Origin of the sequence: Pseudomonas sp. LAMO17WK12:I1 (assembly GCF_900177315.1) — a bacterium.
GTDB lineage: Bacteria > Pseudomonadota > Gammaproteobacteria > Pseudomonadales > Pseudomonadaceae > Aquipseudomonas > Aquipseudomonas marginalis.
The window spans coordinates 14,246-31,290 of record NZ_FWZV01000022.1; the positions used below are offsets into that span (position 1 = coordinate 14,246).

At 60.9% G+C, this 17,045-nt stretch carries 17 protein-coding genes; 2 read left to right on the forward strand and 15 right to left on the reverse strand.

The genetic code is table 11. From position 1 onward, the window contains the following. Position 1 precedes the first annotated feature (1 nt). The 8 genes from pabC to B9N88_RS30270 form a co-directional block, all read right to left on the reverse strand. A complete protein-coding gene (gene pabC, locus B9N88_RS30235; protein WP_027607809.1) occupies positions 2-817 on the reverse strand; it encodes an aminodeoxychorismate lyase in 816 nt (271 codons plus the stop codon). Next, positions 817-2,061, reverse strand: a complete 1,245-nt coding sequence (gene fabF, locus B9N88_RS30240) for a beta-ketoacyl-ACP synthase II (protein ID WP_027607808.1) — start codon at positions 2,059-2,061, stop codon at positions 817-819. The genes pabC and fabF overlap by 1 nt, the downstream gene beginning before the upstream one ends. A gap of 127 nt (positions 2,062-2,188) precedes the next feature. Next, the gene (acpP, locus tag B9N88_RS30245; protein ID WP_003442511.1) at positions 2,189-2,425 is read right to left on the reverse strand and encodes an acyl carrier protein; all 237 of its coding nucleotides are present in this window, start codon (positions 2,423-2,425) and stop codon (positions 2,189-2,191) included. 191 nt (positions 2,426-2,616) lie between these two features. After that, on the reverse strand, positions 2,617-3,360 hold the full coding sequence (gene fabG, locus B9N88_RS30250) for a 3-oxoacyl-ACP reductase FabG (RefSeq protein ID WP_027607807.1): 744 nt from the start codon (positions 3,358-3,360) through the stop codon (positions 2,617-2,619). A gap of 24 nt (positions 3,361-3,384) precedes the next feature. Next, positions 3,385-4,323: an ACP S-malonyltransferase gene (fabD, locus tag B9N88_RS30255; RefSeq protein WP_027607806.1), complete on the reverse strand. Its 939-nt coding sequence runs from the start codon at positions 4,321-4,323 to the stop codon at positions 3,385-3,387. 125 nt (positions 4,324-4,448) lie between these two features. Then, the gene (gene plsX / locus B9N88_RS30260; protein ID WP_081744488.1) at positions 4,449-5,459 is read right to left on the reverse strand and encodes a phosphate acyltransferase PlsX; all 1,011 of its coding nucleotides are present in this window, start codon (positions 5,457-5,459) and stop codon (positions 4,449-4,451) included. A 4-nt stretch (positions 5,460-5,463) separates the two neighbouring features. After that, entirely contained in the window at positions 5,464-5,646 is a 183-nt protein-coding gene (rpmF, locus tag B9N88_RS30265; protein ID WP_008152339.1) for a 50S ribosomal protein L32, read from the reverse strand. A gap of 13 nt (positions 5,647-5,659) precedes the next feature. Next, the gene (locus B9N88_RS30270; RefSeq protein ID WP_027607804.1) at positions 5,660-6,190 is read right to left on the reverse strand and encodes a YceD family protein; all 531 of its coding nucleotides are present in this window, start codon (positions 6,188-6,190) and stop codon (positions 5,660-5,662) included. 105 nt (positions 6,191-6,295) lie between these two features. Here B9N88_RS30270 and B9N88_RS30275 point away from each other — a divergent pair, with 105 nt between their 5' ends. Beyond that, on the forward strand, positions 6,296-6,874 hold the full coding sequence (locus B9N88_RS30275; RefSeq protein ID WP_027607803.1) for a Maf family protein: 579 nt from the start codon (positions 6,296-6,298) through the stop codon (positions 6,872-6,874). Positions 6,875-7,010: 136 nt separating this feature from the next. Here B9N88_RS30275 and B9N88_RS30280 read toward each other — a convergent pair whose 3' ends face one another. Genes B9N88_RS30280 through rluC form a run of 3 tightly spaced genes read right to left on the reverse strand, consistent with a single transcriptional unit; the run spans position 7,011 to position 9,624 of the window. Further along, positions 7,011-7,994 carry a S49 family peptidase gene (locus B9N88_RS30280; protein WP_027607802.1) on the reverse strand — a complete coding sequence of 328 codons (984 nt, stop codon included), beginning with the start codon at positions 7,992-7,994 and terminating at the stop codon, positions 7,011-7,013. A 21-nt stretch (positions 7,995-8,015) separates the two neighbouring features. After that, a complete protein-coding gene (locus tag B9N88_RS30285; RefSeq protein WP_027607801.1) occupies positions 8,016-8,678 on the reverse strand; it encodes an HAD-IA family hydrolase in 663 nt (220 codons plus the stop codon). Beyond that, positions 8,665-9,624 (reverse strand): 23S rRNA pseudouridine(955/2504/2580) synthase RluC, encoded by a 960-nt coding sequence (rluC, locus tag B9N88_RS30290; RefSeq protein ID WP_027607800.1) that lies wholly within the window; start codon positions 9,622-9,624, stop codon positions 8,665-8,667. The genes B9N88_RS30285 and rluC overlap by 14 nt, the downstream gene beginning before the upstream one ends. 767 nt (positions 9,625-10,391) lie before the next feature. Between rluC and rne the strand changes: the two genes are divergently transcribed. Beyond that, positions 10,392-13,583: a ribonuclease E gene (gene rne, locus B9N88_RS30300; RefSeq protein ID WP_027607799.1), complete on the forward strand. Its 3,192-nt coding sequence runs from the start codon at positions 10,392-10,394 to the stop codon at positions 13,581-13,583. A gap of 63 nt (positions 13,584-13,646) precedes the next feature. Here rne and B9N88_RS30305 read toward each other — a convergent pair whose 3' ends face one another. The 4 genes from B9N88_RS30305 to B9N88_RS32610 form a co-directional block, all read right to left on the reverse strand. Then, on the reverse strand, positions 13,647-14,237 hold the full coding sequence (locus B9N88_RS30305; protein ID WP_027607798.1) for a nucleotidyltransferase family protein: 591 nt from the start codon (positions 14,235-14,237) through the stop codon (positions 13,647-13,649). Then, entirely contained in the window at positions 14,234-15,220 is a 987-nt protein-coding gene (locus tag B9N88_RS30310) for an XdhC family protein (protein ID WP_027607797.1), read from the reverse strand. Before B9N88_RS30310 ends, B9N88_RS30305 begins: the two co-directional genes overlap by 4 nt. A gap of 171 nt (positions 15,221-15,391) precedes the next feature. Further along, positions 15,392-16,723, reverse strand: a complete 1,332-nt coding sequence (locus tag B9N88_RS30315; RefSeq protein ID WP_027607796.1) for a dicarboxylate/amino acid:cation symporter — start codon at positions 16,721-16,723, stop codon at positions 15,392-15,394. Between the two features lie 174 nt (positions 16,724-16,897). Next, entirely contained in the window at positions 16,898-17,035 is a 138-nt protein-coding gene (locus tag B9N88_RS32610) for a hypothetical protein (RefSeq protein WP_155954385.1), read from the reverse strand. Between the last annotated feature and the right edge of the window lie 10 nt (positions 17,036-17,045).

The window sequence follows — 17,045 nt, forward strand, 5'->3', positions numbered from 1 at the left end:
CTCAAATATCCAATAGCGCGCGAACAATGCCCTGCAGTTTACGGGTGAGCGGCCCAACCGACCAGCTCATCGCAGCGCACCCACGCACCGGCCAAATGCCATAAACGCTGTTGCACACAAAGACTTCGTCAGCCTCCCGCAAGTGCTCAAGGCTGATGTCAGCCACGGCCACCGGGATGCCCAAGGCGCTCGCCTGAGCCAGAATCTCGGCGCGCATGACGCCTGCAACGCCGCAACGATTCAGATCGGCGGTTAGTAACAAGCCATTACTTACCAGGAACAGGTTGCTGAATACGCCTTCGATGACACGCCCGGACACATCCAGCATCAACCCTTCGGCATGTTCGGCATCCTGCCATTCGGCACGGGCGATCACCTGCTCGAGGCGATTGAGGTGCTTGAGACCGGCCAGCAACGGCTGCTCGGCCAGGCGGGTGGCACATGCAAACAGACGAACACCGTCGGTTCCATGGGCCTGGGGATAGGTCGCAGGCGGACTGCCCTGCAAGATACGACGCACCGGGGCCTCGGGGTTGATGCCATAACCGCGCAGGCTGTCGCCGCGGGTGAGGATCAGCTTGAGGACACCGTCGCCGAGAGCGGCGGCATAGGCCTGCACTTCGCTGCGGACCAACGTCTGATCCACAACGAAAGCGAGGCGCCTGCAGCCCTCATCCAGGCGCTGCAGGTGACGGTCAAGCAGCACGGGCTGCCCGGCCTTGACGGCGATGGTCTCGAACAGGCCATCACCGTACGCCAGGCCGCGATCTTTCAGGGGCACGCTGTCCGCTGGCTGACCGTCGACCCAGCTGTGCATCACTCGGCGAACCGGCGGAACACCAGGGAACCGTTGGTGCCACCGAAGCCGAACGAGTTGGAGATCGCAACGTCGATCGGCATCTGTTGCGGCTCATGCGGCACGAAGTTCAGGTCGCAGCCTTCGTCCGGCTCATCGAGGTTGATGGTCGGCGGAGCGACCTGGTCCTTGATGGCCATCACGCTGAAGATCGCTTCTACCGCGCCCGCCGCACCCAAGAGGTGGCCGGTCATGGACTTGGTGGAGCTGACCGCCAGCGTGTAGGCGTGCTCGCCGAACACCGACTTGATGGCTTCGGCTTCCGCCAGGTCGCCCGTCGGGGTCGAGGTGCCATGGGCATTGATGTACTGCACTTGGTCCGTGTTGACCTTGGCATCGCGCAAGGCATTGGTGATGCACCGCGCAGCGCCGGCACCGTCGGACGGTGGCGAGGTCATGTGATAGGCGTCGCCACTCATGCCAAAACCGATCAACTCGGCATAGATGGTGGCACCACGCGCCTTGGCGTGCTCCAACTCTTCGAGCACCAGGGCACCGGCGCCGTCGGCCAGTACAAAGCCGTCACGGCCCTTGTCCCACGGACGGCTGGCACGGGTCGGCTCGTCATTGCGGGTCGACAGGGCACGGGAGGCGCCAAAGCCGCCCATTCCCAGGCCACAGGCGGCCATTTCAGCACCACCGGCGATCATCACGTCGGCTTCGTCATAGGCGATGTTACGCGCCGCCATGCCGATGCAGTGGGTACCCGTGGTGCACGCGGTGGCAATCGCGTAGTTAGGCCCCTGCGCCCCCAAGTGGATGGACAGGAAACCGGAAATCATATTGATGATCGAGCCAGGCACGAAGAACGGTGAAATTCGACGAGGGCCGGAATCATGCAGCGTGCGGCTGGTTTCTTCGATATTGGTCAAACCGCCAATACCCGAACCCATGGCCACGCCGATGCGCTCACGGTTGGCGTCGGTCACTTCCAGGCCAGCGTTACGCACTGCCTGAAAACCGGCTGCCAGGCCGTATTGAATGAACAGGTCGAGCTTGCGGGACTCTTTGATCGAGAGATATTCCTCGACATTGAACCCCTTTACCGAGCCGCCAAAACGGGTGGAATAGGCAGAAAGGTCCGTGTGTTCGATCAGACCAATACCACTGCGGCCAGCCAGAATGCCCTGCCAACTGCTCGGCACATCCGTACCCAGTGGCGACAACATACCCATACCGGTGACTACGACGCGTCTACGCGACACAGCACTCTCCTTTTTCTAATGACGACACTTTGCTTCAGAGCTTACTTTTCATCAGCGCTAAAGAAAAAACCGCACGCCGTTACAGCAGTGCGGTTTTTCCCTAACAGCAGGCGACGACTACAAACTATTACGCCTGGTGGTTCGTAACGTAGTCGATAGCAGCTTGAACAGTAGTGATTTTTTCAGCTTCTTCGTCCGGGATTTCGGTCTCGAATTCCTCTTCCAGAGCCATCACCAGCTCAACGGTGTCAAGGGAATCGGCACCCAGGTCTTCTACGAAGGAAGCAGTGTTGACCACTTCTTCTTCTTTGACGCCCAGTTGCTCGGCAACGATTTTCTTGACGCGCTCTTCGATGGTGCTCATACCTTGTTTAACTCCTAATGGACAAATTCAGGCAGCTGGCCAGTGGGTAAGTGTATAGAAAGCCTTTTCAGCTTTTCAACTGAAAGCTTCACCCTGTACCCGGTTTGCCACCTGCCTATAAATTAAGTTGCAGCTTTATAACGGATTTTAGACAGCTCGTATGACATTTTTTTGAAGCGATCCGTCACAATTTAGCTCATGTACATCCCGCCGTTCACCGGGATTGTAGCCCCAGTCACGTATGCCGCACCGTCGGATGCCAGGAAAGCGACCACATTCGCGATCTCTTGAGCCTGGCCCAGACGGCCCAGCGGAATCTGCGTCAGCAAGCCTTCACGCTGTGCTTCCGGCAGTTCGCGGGTCATATCGGTGTCGATGAACCCTGGGGCCACCGAGTTGACCGTAATCGACCGCGAACCGACTTCTCGCGCCAATGCACGGCTGAAACCTTCCAGGCCGGCCTTGGCGGCTGCATAGTTTACTTGGCCTGCGTTGCCCATGGCACCCACTACGGAGCCAATATTGATAATTCGACCCCAACGGGCCTTGGTCATGCCGCGCAAAACACCCTTGGACAGGCGAAACAGACTGTTCAGGTTGGTATCGACCACGTCGTACCATTCGTCGTCTTTCATGCGCATCATCAGGTTATCGCGGGTGATACCGGCGTTGTTCACCAGAATCGCCGGCGCACCGAACTGGGCGGTGATCTCGGCCAGTACGGCAGCCACGGACTCATCGCTGGTCACGTTCAGCTCAAGGCCGGTGCCTTGAACGCCGTTTTCCTTCAGGGTCGCGGCGATACGCTCGGCGCCCAAGGCGGAAGTGGCGGTGCCGATCACGACGGCGCCCTGACGGCCCAGTTCCAGGGCGATGGCCTGGCCAATGCCACGGCTCGCGCCGGTAACCAGTGCAACTTTACCTTGCAGACTCATGCAGGCTTCTCCTAAGTTCGGGGATCAGGCCAGCGCCGCACGAGCGGCAGCGAAGGCATCCGGGGTATTGAGGTTGGCAGTCGACACGCCGTCGGCGCAGCGCTTGTTCAGGCCAGCCAGGACTTTGCCCGGGCCGCACTCGACCAGCTCGGTGGCGCCATTGGCGGCCAGGGTCTGGACCGACTCGACCCAGCGCACAGGCTTGTAGAGTTGCTCCAGCAGGTCGCGCTTGAGGGTGTCGAGGTCGGCGGCCACGGCCGCGCTGACGTTCTGCACCAGCGGAATCTGTGGCGCCTGCCAGTTGATGGCAGCGATGGACTCGGCAAAGCGCTCGGCAGCCGGGCGCATCAGCTCGCAGTGCGACGGCACGCTCACCGGCAACGGCAATGCACGCTTGGCACCGCGCGCCTTGCAGCCTTCGATGGCACGCTCGACGGCTGCCCTGGCGCCGGCGATCACCACCTGGCCCGGGGAGTTGAAGTTTACCGCGCTGACCACTTCACCCTGGGCCGCTTCGGCACAGGCTTCGATCACCACAGCATCGTCCAGCCCCAGAATAGCGGCCATGCCGCCCTGCCCGGCCGGAACGGCTTCCTGCATCAGCTGGCCACGACGCTCGACCAGCTTGACCGCTTCAGCAAGGGTCAGGCTGCCCGCCGCCACCAGGGCGCTGTATTCGCCCAGGCTATGACCGGCCACGAACGCCGGACGCGCACCGCCTTCGGCCAACCACAAGCGCCACAGGGCGATCGAAGCGGTCAGGATGGCTGGCTGGGTTTTATCGGTTTGATTGAGCTGCTCTTCCGGCCCCTCTTGGGTCAGCGCCCACAGGTCGTAACCCAGGGCCTCGGAAGCTTCCTTGAACGTGTCCAGGATCAGCGGGTATTGCGCGCCCAGCTCGGCCAACATGCCGAGGGACTGCGAACCCTGCCCTGGAAAGACGAATGCGAGGGATGTAGACATGTAACAAGCCCCTAATGATCTGGTCGTCGAAAATGGTCGCTCCTCGGTGGGAGCGCACGAAACTGACAGATTGGATGGTCAATTGAACTGGCCGGTCACATTTAAGCATTCCCCGGCCGATTCGCCTAAGGCAACAGGTCCTCGAGGCGGCCGTGCAAGCGTTGCGGCAGGTTTTCCTGGATCTCGATCACCGCGCGCGCAATCGCACTCTGGAAGCCTTCGACCCCGGCCGAACCGTGGCTTTTCACCACGATGCCCTGCAACCCCAGGAAGCTCGCACCATTATGCCGCGCCGGGGCCAGGTCGGCCTGCAGGCGACGCATCAACGGCAGCGCCAGGGCGCCCACCAGGCGCGATACCAGGTTACGCCTGAACAAGGCCTCGATACGCGAGGCGATCATGGTCGCCAGGCCTTCGCTGGACTTGAGCAGGATATTGCCGACAAACCCGTCGCACACCACCACATCCGCCTCGCCCCGGTACAACCCATCACCCTCGACAAAGCCGATGTAGTTCAGGCCTCGCGCACCGTGCAGCAAGGTGGCGGCAAGCTTGACCTGCTGGTTGCCCTTGATGTCTTCGGTGCCGATATTCAGCAAGGCCACCCGCGGCCGGGCCACGCCCAGCGCTTCGGCGGCCACCGAGCCCATCACGGCAAACTGGAACAGGTGCTCGGCACTGCAATCGACGTTCGCCCCCAGGTCCAGCAACTGGCAATAGCCCTTCTGCGTCGGAATCGCCGCCACCATTGCCGGCCGATCAATGCCCGGCAGCGTCTTGAGCACATGCCGCGACAACGCCATCAGTGCGCCGGTGTTACCGGCACTGACACAGGCTTGCACCTTGCCATCACGCAGCAGCTCCAAGGCCACCCGCATCGAAGAGTCAGGCTTGCCGCGCAGGGCCGTCGCCGGTTTCTCATCCATGGTGATGGTTTCGCTGGCCGGCGTAATCGTCAGGCGCGCGCGATCCACCGCCGGATGGCTGGCAATCAATTCTTCAAGGAGGGAGGGTTGACCGACGAGGGTCAGGTGCAGCGAGGGCGTGGCGGACAGGCTGGCAATGCAGGCCTGAACAATGCTGCGGGGACCGAAGTCCCCGCCCATTGCGTCAATCGCGATGACTTGAGCAGACAAGTGATTACTCGTCAGCGCCCTTGTCGATCACTTTACGGCCACGGTATACGCCTTCTGGCGATACGTGGTGACGCAGGTGAATTTCACCGGTGGTTTTTTCTACAGACAGAGTGCTTGCCGTCAGGGCATCGTGGGAACGACGCATGTCACGGGCAGAGCGGGATTTTTTGTTCTGCTGAACAGCCATAATTGATTAACTCCTAAACGTTTGGGTCACGCTTTAACTGCGCCAATACACTGAACGGGTTGGACCGCGTTACCTCGTCCTCGCTCGGTTCGGACTCGTCATCGAGACCCGCCGGCTGCTGGCATTCTTCCGGATGATGAGCAGGCACAATGGGCAAGGCGAGCAGAAGCTCCTCCTCGATCAGTGCATGCAGATCCAAAGGATCTTCGCCCAGTTCCAGCACGTCATAACCTTTCGGCAACGACTGGGTATTCGCACCCTCCTTTACCACAGCATAACTGCACTCGCTGTGAATCGGCAGGGTGACCAGCTCAAGACAACGCTGGCAAACCATTTTGACCTCGGTGTCGATAAAACTGTGAATTACCACAGATTTACGTTCATCTCGTTCAAAAACGAATTTGGCCTGCACCGTACCGACAGTGTCGGAAAGCGGGTCGCAGAGTCTCTCCAAATCGGCCAGCAGCAACTCACCTTGAAGGGAAGTGCCACGATCAGCCAATTTGCGCGGGTCAACGTGAGGTGGAATCGGGTCATTCAACATAGGCGCAGCATTATAGGGATGCCCCCAGCCATGTCAAAGGAAATTCAGCCCTGTGCGTCGGCCGGTCGCCCCGCTAGAATCGGCGGCTGCCTTGAGGAGACGTATATGCTGCCTTTATTACTCGCTTCCAGCTCGGTTTATCGCCGGGAATTGCTCAGCCGCCTGCACCTGCCATTCATCTGCAGCTCGCCGGATATCGACGAAAGCCATGCTGCAAACGAGTCCGCCACAGACCTGGTCAAGCGCCTGGCCGAACAGAAAGCCCGCGCCCTCGCCGCCAGCCACCCCGGCCACCTGATCATCGGCTCAGACCAGGTCGCCGCGCTGGAAGGCCGCATCATCGGCAAGCCTCACACCTTCGAAAATGCGCGCGAGCAGTTATTGGCCGCCAGCGGCAAGCGTGTCAGCTTCCTCACCGGCCTGGCCCTCCTTAACAGCGAGACCGGGCGCTGCCAGGTGGACTGCGTGCCTTTCACTGTGCACATGCGCGAGCTGGATGCAGCGCGCATCGAGCGCTACCTGCGGATCGAGCAGCCGTATGACTGCGCGGGCAGCTTCAAGGCGGAAGGGCTGGGCGTGAGCTTGTTCCAAAGCACCGAAGGGCCGGACGCGACCAGCCTGGTCGGCTTACCGCTGATTCGTTTGGTGGACATGCTGCTCAGCGAAGGCGTGCAAATCCCTTAAGAACACTGCTAAACCAAATATGGGAAGGGAGGGCTTACCCCCGATAGCAGTGTGTCAGCCAACCTTGGATTGATTGATCCGCCGCTATCGGGGGCAAGCCCCCTCCCACATTTTGATCTACGACAGACTTGAGATATTAACGCAGTGCCGGACCCTGGAAGCCCATGTACAGCGCCAGCTTCTCAGCCACGCTGGCGCCGAGCTTCTTGGAGAAACGATCAAACGGCGATTCTTCAACGGTGAAGTCCACCAGCTCTTTCTCGCCGACCACATCCCGCGCTACCGAACTGGCACTGCCCAAACCATCGATCAGCCCCAGCGGCAATGCTTGCTCCCCCGACCACACCAACCCGGAGAACAGCTCCGGATGGTCTTTGTCCTTCAGGCGATCCCCACGCCCCTGTTTCACGCTGGCGATGAACTGGCGATGGGTGGTATCGAGCACTCCCTGCCAGAACTGGGTTTCATCGGCCTTTTGCGGCTGGAACGGATCAAGGAACGACTTGTGCTCGCCCGAGTTGTAGGTACGACGCTCAACCCCCAGCTTTTCCATGGCACCGACAAAGCCGTAGCCGGCTGCCGTCACACCAATGGAGCCGACAAGACTGGCCTTGTCGGCGTAGATCTGGTCGGCGGCACTGGCAATGTAATACGCGCCCGAGGCCCCCAGGTCGGAAATCACCGCGTACAGCTTGATATCCGGGTGCAGGCCGCGCAGGCGGCGAATCTCGTCATACACATAACCCGATTGCACCGGGCTGCCGCCTGGGCTGTTGATGCGCAGGATCACGCCCTTGACCTTGGGGTCTTCAAACGCGGCACGCAGGCTGCTGACGATATTGTCAGCGCTGGCAGGCTCCTTGTCGGCGATCACTCCCCGCACTTCGATCAACGCGGTGTAGTTGGCGCCACGGGTCGCGCTTTTTTCCATGTCCATCAGCGGGCTGAACAGCGCCAGCATCAGCAACAGGTAAGTGAAGGTCAGCAGCTTGAAGAAAATCCCCCAGCGCCGTGCACGGCGCTGCTCCTGGACGCTGGCCAGGAGCGTCTTCTCCAGCAGTTTCCAGCTCTTGTCGTCACCGCTTTCAGCCTTTTCAGGCGCTTTCCACTCGTCACTCATGCCATCAACCCCAGCAAAGACTTATTGGGCCCGACCGAGCCAGGCCTGCAATTCAGAAAAATGATCAATCGTGACCCTCGGCTCGTATTGCTGCAACGCCTCGGCGGACTGGGCGCCATAGCTGACTGCCACGCTGTCCATGCCGGCGTTGCGCGCCATCATCAGATCGAAGGAAGCATCACCCACCATCAACGCCTCACGCGGCGACACACCGCAATGGGCAAGGATCTGCTCCAGCATCAGAGGGTGAGGTTTGCTGGCGGTTTCATCTGCGGCACGGGTGATGTCGAAATAATCCTCCCAGCCATGGGCGCTGAGCACCCGGTCCAGCCCGCGGCGGGCCTTGCCGGTGGCGACGGCCAGGTGATAGCCCCCGGCGCGAAAAGCCTCCAGCGACTGCGCCACACCCTCGAACAACGGCGAAGGTGTGGCCTCCAGCGCAATGTAGTGATCCGCGTAATGCTCGCGGAACGTCACCAGTTCAGCGTCGCTGATCCCGGGGTACAAGGTGCGGATCGCCTCAGGCAAGCCCAGGCCGATAATGCCTTTGACCGCCAGGTCAGTGCACACGTCGAAGCCCGAGCGGCTCGAAGCTGCGTGCATCGACTCGACAATCCGACCGATGGAGTTACACAGGGTGCCGTCCCAATCGAAAATCAGCAGCTTGTAGTCAAGGTGCGACACTCAAACGCTCCACGGTCTTGGCCCACATCTCATCCACCGGCGCCTGCAGCTTCAGCTCGCCGCCGTCAGGCAGCGGCACGGTGAGCATGTAGGCGTGCAGGAACAGGCGCTTGCCGCCCAGGTCACGGATTTCCCTGGAAAAATCCTCGTCGCCATACTTGGTATCGCCAGCGATGCAATGGCCTGCATGCAGGGTGTGCACACGAATCTGGTGAGTGCGCCCCGTCACCGGCTTGGCCTCGACCATGGTGGCAAAATCACCGAAACGACGCAGCACCTTGAACAGGGTCAGGGCTTCTTTGCCCTCCTCGTCCACTTCGACCATGCGCTCGCCGGAGCGCAGGTTGCTCTTCTGCAACGGCGCGCGGACGCTCTTGATCGAGCTGGCCCAGTTGCCGCGCACCAGCGCCATATAGCGCTTGTCCACGCCATCGCCGCGCAGGGCGGTGTGCAGGTGGCGCAACATGCTGCGTTTCTTGGCGATCATCAACAGGCCGGAGGTGTCGCGGTCCAGGCGGTGGACCAGCTCCAGCTCCTTGCAATCCGGGCGCAGCTGACGGAAGGCTTCGATCACGCCGAAATTCAGGCCGCTGCCACCGTGAACCGCAATGCCGCAGGGCTTGTTGATCACGATCAGCTTGTTGTCTTCGAAGACAATCGATGCCTCAAGGCGCTGCAACAGGCCCTGGGCCAATGGCACGGGCTCATCGCGTTCAGGCACGCGCACGGGCGGCACACGGACAATATCGCCCGCCTGCAACTTGTACTCAGGCTTGATGCGGCCCTTGTTCACGCGCACTTCGCCTTTGCGCAAGATGCGGTAGATCAAGGTCTTGGGCACACCCTTGAGCCTGGCCAGGAGAAAATTATCGATGCGTTGGCCGGCATATTCCGGCGAGACCTCGAGCAGCTGGACGCTGGGGGTCTGGGGGGCGGTAGTCGTCATGGCGGCGATGATAACAATTTTTTATGGAATTGAAGCACTTAATCATTGCTGCTATAGTCGCGAACGCCGCCAAAAGCGGCCTGGGCAGAGGACTAGCGGCAAACTGCCGGCCCTGACCATCGCAATTCATCAGGACGCGAGGCCGTCCTACGGGGCTTTCGCCACCCTGGAAGGCTCGAGATTGTAACAAGCGCAGGTGACATGAGGCCTGAAGCGAGTGCAGAAAGCAGAGTGAATACTCGCGTTCTGCGCCGATATTTACGGCCAGTTCACAAAGTGCAGTCAGTCTTGAGCCGGACCACGGCGAATGCTTCGGAAACAACGCCTGTTAAGAGCTGAGTGTGAGCGCAGTCGCCCACATTCAGTCTTGTTTAGCCATGAGCGTGGACTCCCCATTGGAGAACACGGTAAATGCCAACCCGCTGCGGATTCTGCGCGCGGCAGCACCCGAATTATCAGGGATACGTGTAGGGTGGAGATGCACAACCGTCGGACCGTGTAGCACTAGGCTTATATTTAGACGCTTCATCTCGTCCACAGTCGCCGGTTGATTCCTCCTCCTGACCTTAGCTTTTGTTGAAGTGGTGCCTTTGTCACCACCGCTAACAAGCAGGACGCGTCCGTCGCGATACCGGCCCAATTGGCCGATTTTGCTGGACACTGGAGTGGCCAACCACTCTTGACGCACCTGACACCGACCGTGAGAAGTCGTGTGTGCCGAACGCCGTTTCCGGCAGCCCGGAAACCGACGGTACAACATGAAAAGAATGCTGATTAACGCAACTCAACCCGAAGAGTTGCGTGTTGCACTGGTAGATGGCCAACGCCTCTACGACCTGGACATCGAATCCGGTGCACGCGAGCAAAAGAAGGCCAACATCTATAAAGGCCGTATTACTCGCATCGAACCAAGCCTTGAGGCTGCCTTTGTCGATTTCGGCTCCGAGCGCCACGGCTTCCTGCCCCTCAAAGAAATCTCCCGCGAATACTTCAAGAAATCCCCCGAAGGCCGCGTAAACATCAAGGACGTCCTGAGCGAAGGCCAGGAAGTCATCGTTCAGGTCGAAAAAGAAGAACGTGGCAACAAGGGCGCCGCCCTGACCACCTTCATCAGCCTGGCCGGCCGTTACCTCGTGCTGATGCCGAACAACCCGCGTGCCGGCGGCATCTCCCGTCGCATCGAAGGCGAAGAGCGCAACGAACTGCGTGAAGCGCTGAACGGCCTGATCGCACCGGCCGACATGGGCCTGATCGTGCGCACTGCCGGCCTGGGCCGCAGCAGCGAAGAAATGCAGTGGGACCTCGACTACCTGCTGCAACTGTGGACCGCCATCAAAGAGGCCTCCCTGGATCGTTCCGCGCCGTTCCTGATCTACCAGGAAAGCAACGTGATCATCCGCGCCATCCGCGATTACCTGCGCCAGGACATCGGCGAAGTGCTGATCGACAGCGTCGAAGCCCAGGACGAAGCCCTGACCTTCATCCGCCAGGTGATGCCGCAGTACGCCAGCAAGATCAAGCTGTACGAAGACAGCGTGCCGCTGTTCAACCGTTTCCAGATCGAAAGCCAGATCGAGACCGCTTTCCAGCGTGTGGTCGAACTGCCTTCCGGCGGCTCCATCGTGATCGATCCGACCGAAGCCCTGGTGTCCATCGACATCAACTCGGCGCGCGCCACGAAGGGTAGCGACATCGAAGAAACCGCCCTGCAGACCAACCTGGAAGCGGCTGAAGAAATCGCCCGCCAGTTGCGCCTGCGCGACATCGGCGGCCTGATCGTGATCGACTTCATCGACATGACCCCCGCCAAGAACCAGCGCGCCGTGGAAGAGAAAGTCCGCGAATGCCTGGAAGCCGACCGAGCCCGCGTACAGGTCGGCCGTATCTCGCGCTTCGGTCTGCTGGAAATGTCCCGTCAGCGCCTGCGTCCATCCCTGGGCGAGAGCAGCGGCATCGTCTGCCCGCGTTGCAACGGCACCGGCATCATCCGTGACGTTGAATCGCTGTCCCTGGCGATCCTGCGCCTGATCGAAGAAGAAGCCCTCAAAGACCGCACCGCCGAAGTCCGCGCGCAAGTGCCGATCCCGGTCGCAGCCTTCCTGCTCAACGAAAAACGCAACTCGATCACCAAGATCGAACTGCGCACCCGTGCTCGTATCGTGATCCTGCCGAACGATCACCTCGAGACGCCGCACTTCGAAGTACAGCGCCTGCGTGACGACAGCCCGGAAGCCCACAGCGGCCAGTCCAGCTACGAAATCGCTGCCGCCGCCGCCGAAGTGGAAGAAGTCCAGCCAGCCGCCGCGACCCGCACCCTGGTGCGCCAGGAAGCCGCCGTGAAAACCGCCCCAGCCCGTGCCAACGCACCGGTGCCGGTTGAAGCCGCTGCCCCGGTTGCCGCACCGGCCGCCCTGCCTGAGCCGAGCCTGTTCAAGGGCCTGGTGAAGTCGCTGGTCAGCCTGTTCGCCACCAAGGAAGAGCCTGCGGCACCGGTCGTGGTTGAAAAACCTGCGACCGAACGCCCTGCACGCAACGAAGAGCGTCGCAACGGTCGCCAGCAGAGCCGTAACCGCAACGGTCGCCGTGACGAAGAGCGCAAGCCGCGTGAAGAACGTGCGCCTCGCGAAGAACGCGCACCACGTGAAGAGCGTGCACCTCGCGAAGCGCGTGAAGAAACCCCGGCCGTAGCCCGTGAAGAACGTGCACCGCGCGAAGAGCGCGCACCACGTACCCCACGTGCTCCGCGTGAAGATCGCAAGCCGCGTGGCGAGCGTGAAGAACGTGTGCGTGAACTGCGCGAGCCATTGGATGCCGCCCCTGCCGTTGCAGGTGTTGCAGCCGCTGCCGCTGAAGAGCGCCCAGCTCGCCAGCCGCGCGAAGAGCGTGCACCACGTGAAGAGCGCCAGCCGCGCCCACCGCGTGAAGAGCGTCAACCACGTGCCGAGCAAGCCGCTGCCGCCAGCGAAGAAGAAGTGCTGGCCGGCGAAGAGCAATTGCAGGAAGACGGTCAGGACAACGCCGAAGGCGATCGTCCACGCCGCCGCTCCCGTGGCCAGCGTCGTCGCAGCAACCGCCGTGAGCGTCAGCGTGATGCCAATGGCAATGTGATCGAGGGCTCGGAAGAGGCCGGCGAGAACGCAGAAGGCGCCGCCCACGAACCGACCGGTGCCGAACTGGCTGCCGGCCTGGCCGTTACCGCAGCGGTTGCCAGCTCGGTGATCAGCGCACCTGCTGAAGCCCAGGCTCACGAACAGGCTGAACGCGCGACTGCCGCTGTCGAAGAAACCGTTGCCGTTGAAGCGCCAGTTGCCGAGACCCCAACGGTTGAAGCACCGGTCGTTGAAGCAACTACCCCTGTCGAAGCCCCAGTGGTTCCGGAAGTGGAAGTGGCACCGACCCGCGACGCCCAGCCAGAAACCGAAGTGGTCGCAGTTGAAGCCGCTCCGGTGGTTGAGCCTCAGCCAGTAGTTGAAGTCGCCGCTGAAGCCCCGGCTGTCGAAGAAGCTGCCCCGGCAGTGCGTGAAGTTCGCGAAGAACAGACCGCCTTCCAGTGGACTGCCGAACCTGCCGCCCCGGTTGAAGCACCAGCGCCTGCACCGGTGGTAGAAGAAGCGCCTGCGCCGGTTGCCGAAGTAGTGGTTGCCGAGCCTGCGCCAGCTGTCGAGGCTGCGCCAGTGGTTGTTGAAGCCCCGGTGGTTGCCGAAGCACCCGTGGTAGAAGCCGCACCAGCCAGCGCCCTGACCGAAAACGGCCGTGCGCCGAACGACCCACGTGAAGTGCGTCGTCGTCGCAAGGAAGCTGAGGCAGCTGCCGCCGCTGCTGCTGCCGCTCCAGCCATCGTCGAAGCTGTCGAGGCGCCAGCCCCGGTTGCTGAAACCGTGGTTGAGCACACCGCTGCTGAAGCAGGGGTAGAGCACAAGGCCCTGGAAGAAGAACACGAGCCTAAACCCCTCGCCTGATTCCATCAGCCACTAAAAAGCCCCGCCTGAGTGATCAGGCGGGGCTTTTTTTATGTCCTTTACTTAGTCCGCACTAAAATTTAACCGTTTCGGCAGATCCACATCCCACAGAACACCCGCATCTTCCACCTGCACTTCCCGCACCCGGACACGTGCGAACAATGGCTTGCCTCCACGATCCCCGGTCAGCGCCATCAAGTCCGGACCAAAAGCGCGACCAAAGGCCACTGGATGCCCATAGTCACCCGCCTGCACCGGCACGCTGATGCCATCCTCCTCCAGCGCGTCAATCACCCGTTCAATGCTCGATGACTGGATAAACGGCATATCCCCCAACACCACCAGCCAGCCATCCGCCGAGGCACTGGCCGCGACGGCTGCGGCGATGCTCTCGCCCATGCCGGCTGACTGCAACAGCAAGACCTGGCAGCCATACGCCTGGGCCAACCGAATGATCTCCGTGCGATCCGGCGTGGTCACCAGCCAGCGCGCCATCAGGCGATCCGGCAAATTCACCAATACCTGCTCGATCACCGGACGCATCACCCCATCACGGCCCACGCAATCGGCCAGCAACTTATCCTGGTCAGCCCCCGCCTCGGCTCGGAACCGGCTGCCCCGCCCCGCCGCCAAGACAATCGCCGCCAGCATTATTCAGCAACCGCCGGCAGGGGCTTTTTCTGCATTGGCGCCACGCCGTTCTTGATCGCGACAATTTCCGCCATCAACGACAAGGCGATCTCCGCCGGCGTATGGCTACCGATATGCAGGCCAATCGGCCCATGTAAACGCGCAATCGCGTCCGTCGACAACCCCAGCGCCGCCAGGTTCTCGCGACGCGTCTGGCTATTGACCCGCGAACCCAGCGCGCCGATGTAGAAGGCACTGGAGTTCAACGCCGTCAGCAACGCCATATCATCAAGGCGCGGATCATGGGTCAGGCAGACAATGGCCGTGCGCTCGTCGGTCTGGATATTCAGCACCGCCTCATCAGGCATACCCGGCACGAAGCGGCCGTGCTGCTCTTCCCAGCCGTAGACAAACTCACTACGCGGATCGCATATCAATACTTCGAAATCCAGCAGGCGCGCCATTTCCGCCACGTAGCGCGACAGTTGCCCGGCACCGATCAACAGCAGGCGCCAGCGCGGGCCATAGATAGCCCGCAGGCGTTCGCCATCAAAGGTGACCACATCGGTCTTGTTCGCACTGCTCAACGTGACTTCACCGGAGACCAGGTCCAGTTCCCGCGCGACAATTTCATGCGCTTCGCAACGCTCCAGCAACTGCGCGACCCAGGCCCAGTCTTGCACCCGCTCTTCGGTCAAGCGCAAGGTGCCGCCGCATGGCAGGCCGAAACGCGCCGCCTCGTCGCGCGTCACGCCGTAGGTCACCAACTGCACCAGCGGCCCGTCGTGCGTCAGGCGACCATCCTGCAAGCGGGCGATCAAGTCGTCCTCGATGCAACCGCCGGACACCGAGCCGATCACCACGCCATCCCCCCGCAACGCCAGCATGGCGCCCGGTGGACGCGGCGCGCTGCCCCAGGTCTGGACAACGCTATACAACACCACCTGCTGCCCGGCGCGGCGCCATTCGAGCACGCTGCGCAGGACATTCAAATCAACACTGTCCATATATCCTCCTGCCAGTCTGCGTTTGGAACATGCCGCGTAGCGCGAATTTCATCAGTCACTGACTCTAAGTGAAAATATTGCAAAAAAATAATCCCGCACAAACGCAAACGCCCCGAACCAGTCGGGGCGTTTGCGGATAGCTGTCGGCGCGGATTTCACGCCATCAGCGGTTTACTTGATCACAGGGGCTGGGCCCTCGGCCACGCCCAGGTCATCGACTTCGCGGGTTTCAGAGATACCGGTACCGCCGGATGCCAGCTCGCTTTGCAGCTTGTCGGTGTCCAGTTCCTTGACCCACTTGGCCACAACGATGGTAGCAACGGCGTTACCCACCAGGTTGGTCAGTGCACGGGCTTCGGACATGAAGCGGTCGATACCCAGGATCAGCGCCAGGCCGGCAACCGGCAGGTGGCCGACAGCCGACAGGGTGGCAGCCAGTACGATGAAGCCGCTGCCGGTCACGCCAGCAGCACCTTTGGAGGACAGCAGCAGCACCAGCAGCAGGGTGATCTGGTGGGTGATGTCCATGTGGGTGTCAGTCGCCTGGGCGATGAACACGGCCGCCATGGTCAGGTAGATCGAGGTACCGTCGAGGTTGAAAGAGTAACCGGTCGGGATTACCAGGCCGACTACGGATTTCTTCGCGCCCAGACGCTCCATCTTGATCAGCATGCGTGGCAGTGCGGACTCGGAGGAAGAAGTACCCAGTACGATCAACAGTTCTTCACGGATATAGCGGATCAGTTTGATCACGCTGAAACCGTGGGCGCGGCAGATACCGCCCAGCACCACCAGCACGAACAGCAGGCAAGTGATGTAGAAGCAGATCATCAACTGGCCCAACTGCACCAGGGAACCTACACCGTAGGCACCGATGGTGAACGCCATGGCGCCCAGGGCACCGATTGGCGCGAGCTTCATGATCATGTTGATGATGTTGAACATCACGTGGGCGAAGCGATCGATGAAGTCCAGCACCGGCTTGCCGTAGGCACCCAGGCGATGCAGGGCGAAACCGAAGATCACCGAGAACATCAGCACTTGCAGGATGTCGCCGTTGGCGAAGGCGCCGACGATGGTGTTCGGGATCACATTGAGGATAAAGCCAACGATGCTCTGGTCTTTACCGGCAGTGACGTAGGCCGCCACTTTGGAGGCGTCCAGGGTTGCCACGTCGATGTGCATGCCGGCGCCCGGTTGCACGACGTTCACCACGATCAAGCCGATCAGCAGTGCGATGGTGGAAACGATTTCGAAGTACAGCAGCGCGTAGCCGCCGGTTTTGCCGACCGATTTCATGCTTTGCATGCCGGCGATGCCGCTGACAACGGTGCAGAAGATGATCGGGGCGATGACCATTTTGATCAGCTTGATGAAGCCGTCACCCAGTGGCTTGAGCGCCACGCCGGTCTGCGGGTAGAAATGACCGAGCAAAATACCGATAACGATTGCAACGATCACCTGGAAATACAGGGATTTGTAGATTGGCTGACGAGTCGTCATTGCAAAATTCCTCAATCGTCCCGTGTGGCAAATATCCGCCATTGCCCACGACACTTGAATTGCGAACCCTCCTGCACTGGAGGGATTTGTTGTTTGCGAAGCCTGTAGGACCAGGCTTGCGCTGTAATCCTTATCGCAAACGCCGTGCCACTTTGCTGAAAACCCCTGGGAGCCTTAATACATCAGGGTTGCGGATTTCAAAGCCGCCACCAATGTGCCGAATAGGCTGGCGGATTTCCGCCACGCCGCCCAATCCCGTCCTACAATTTGGCGGATATCCGCCTTGTCGCCCTGCCAGGTGATGACTACCATCCGCCATTCC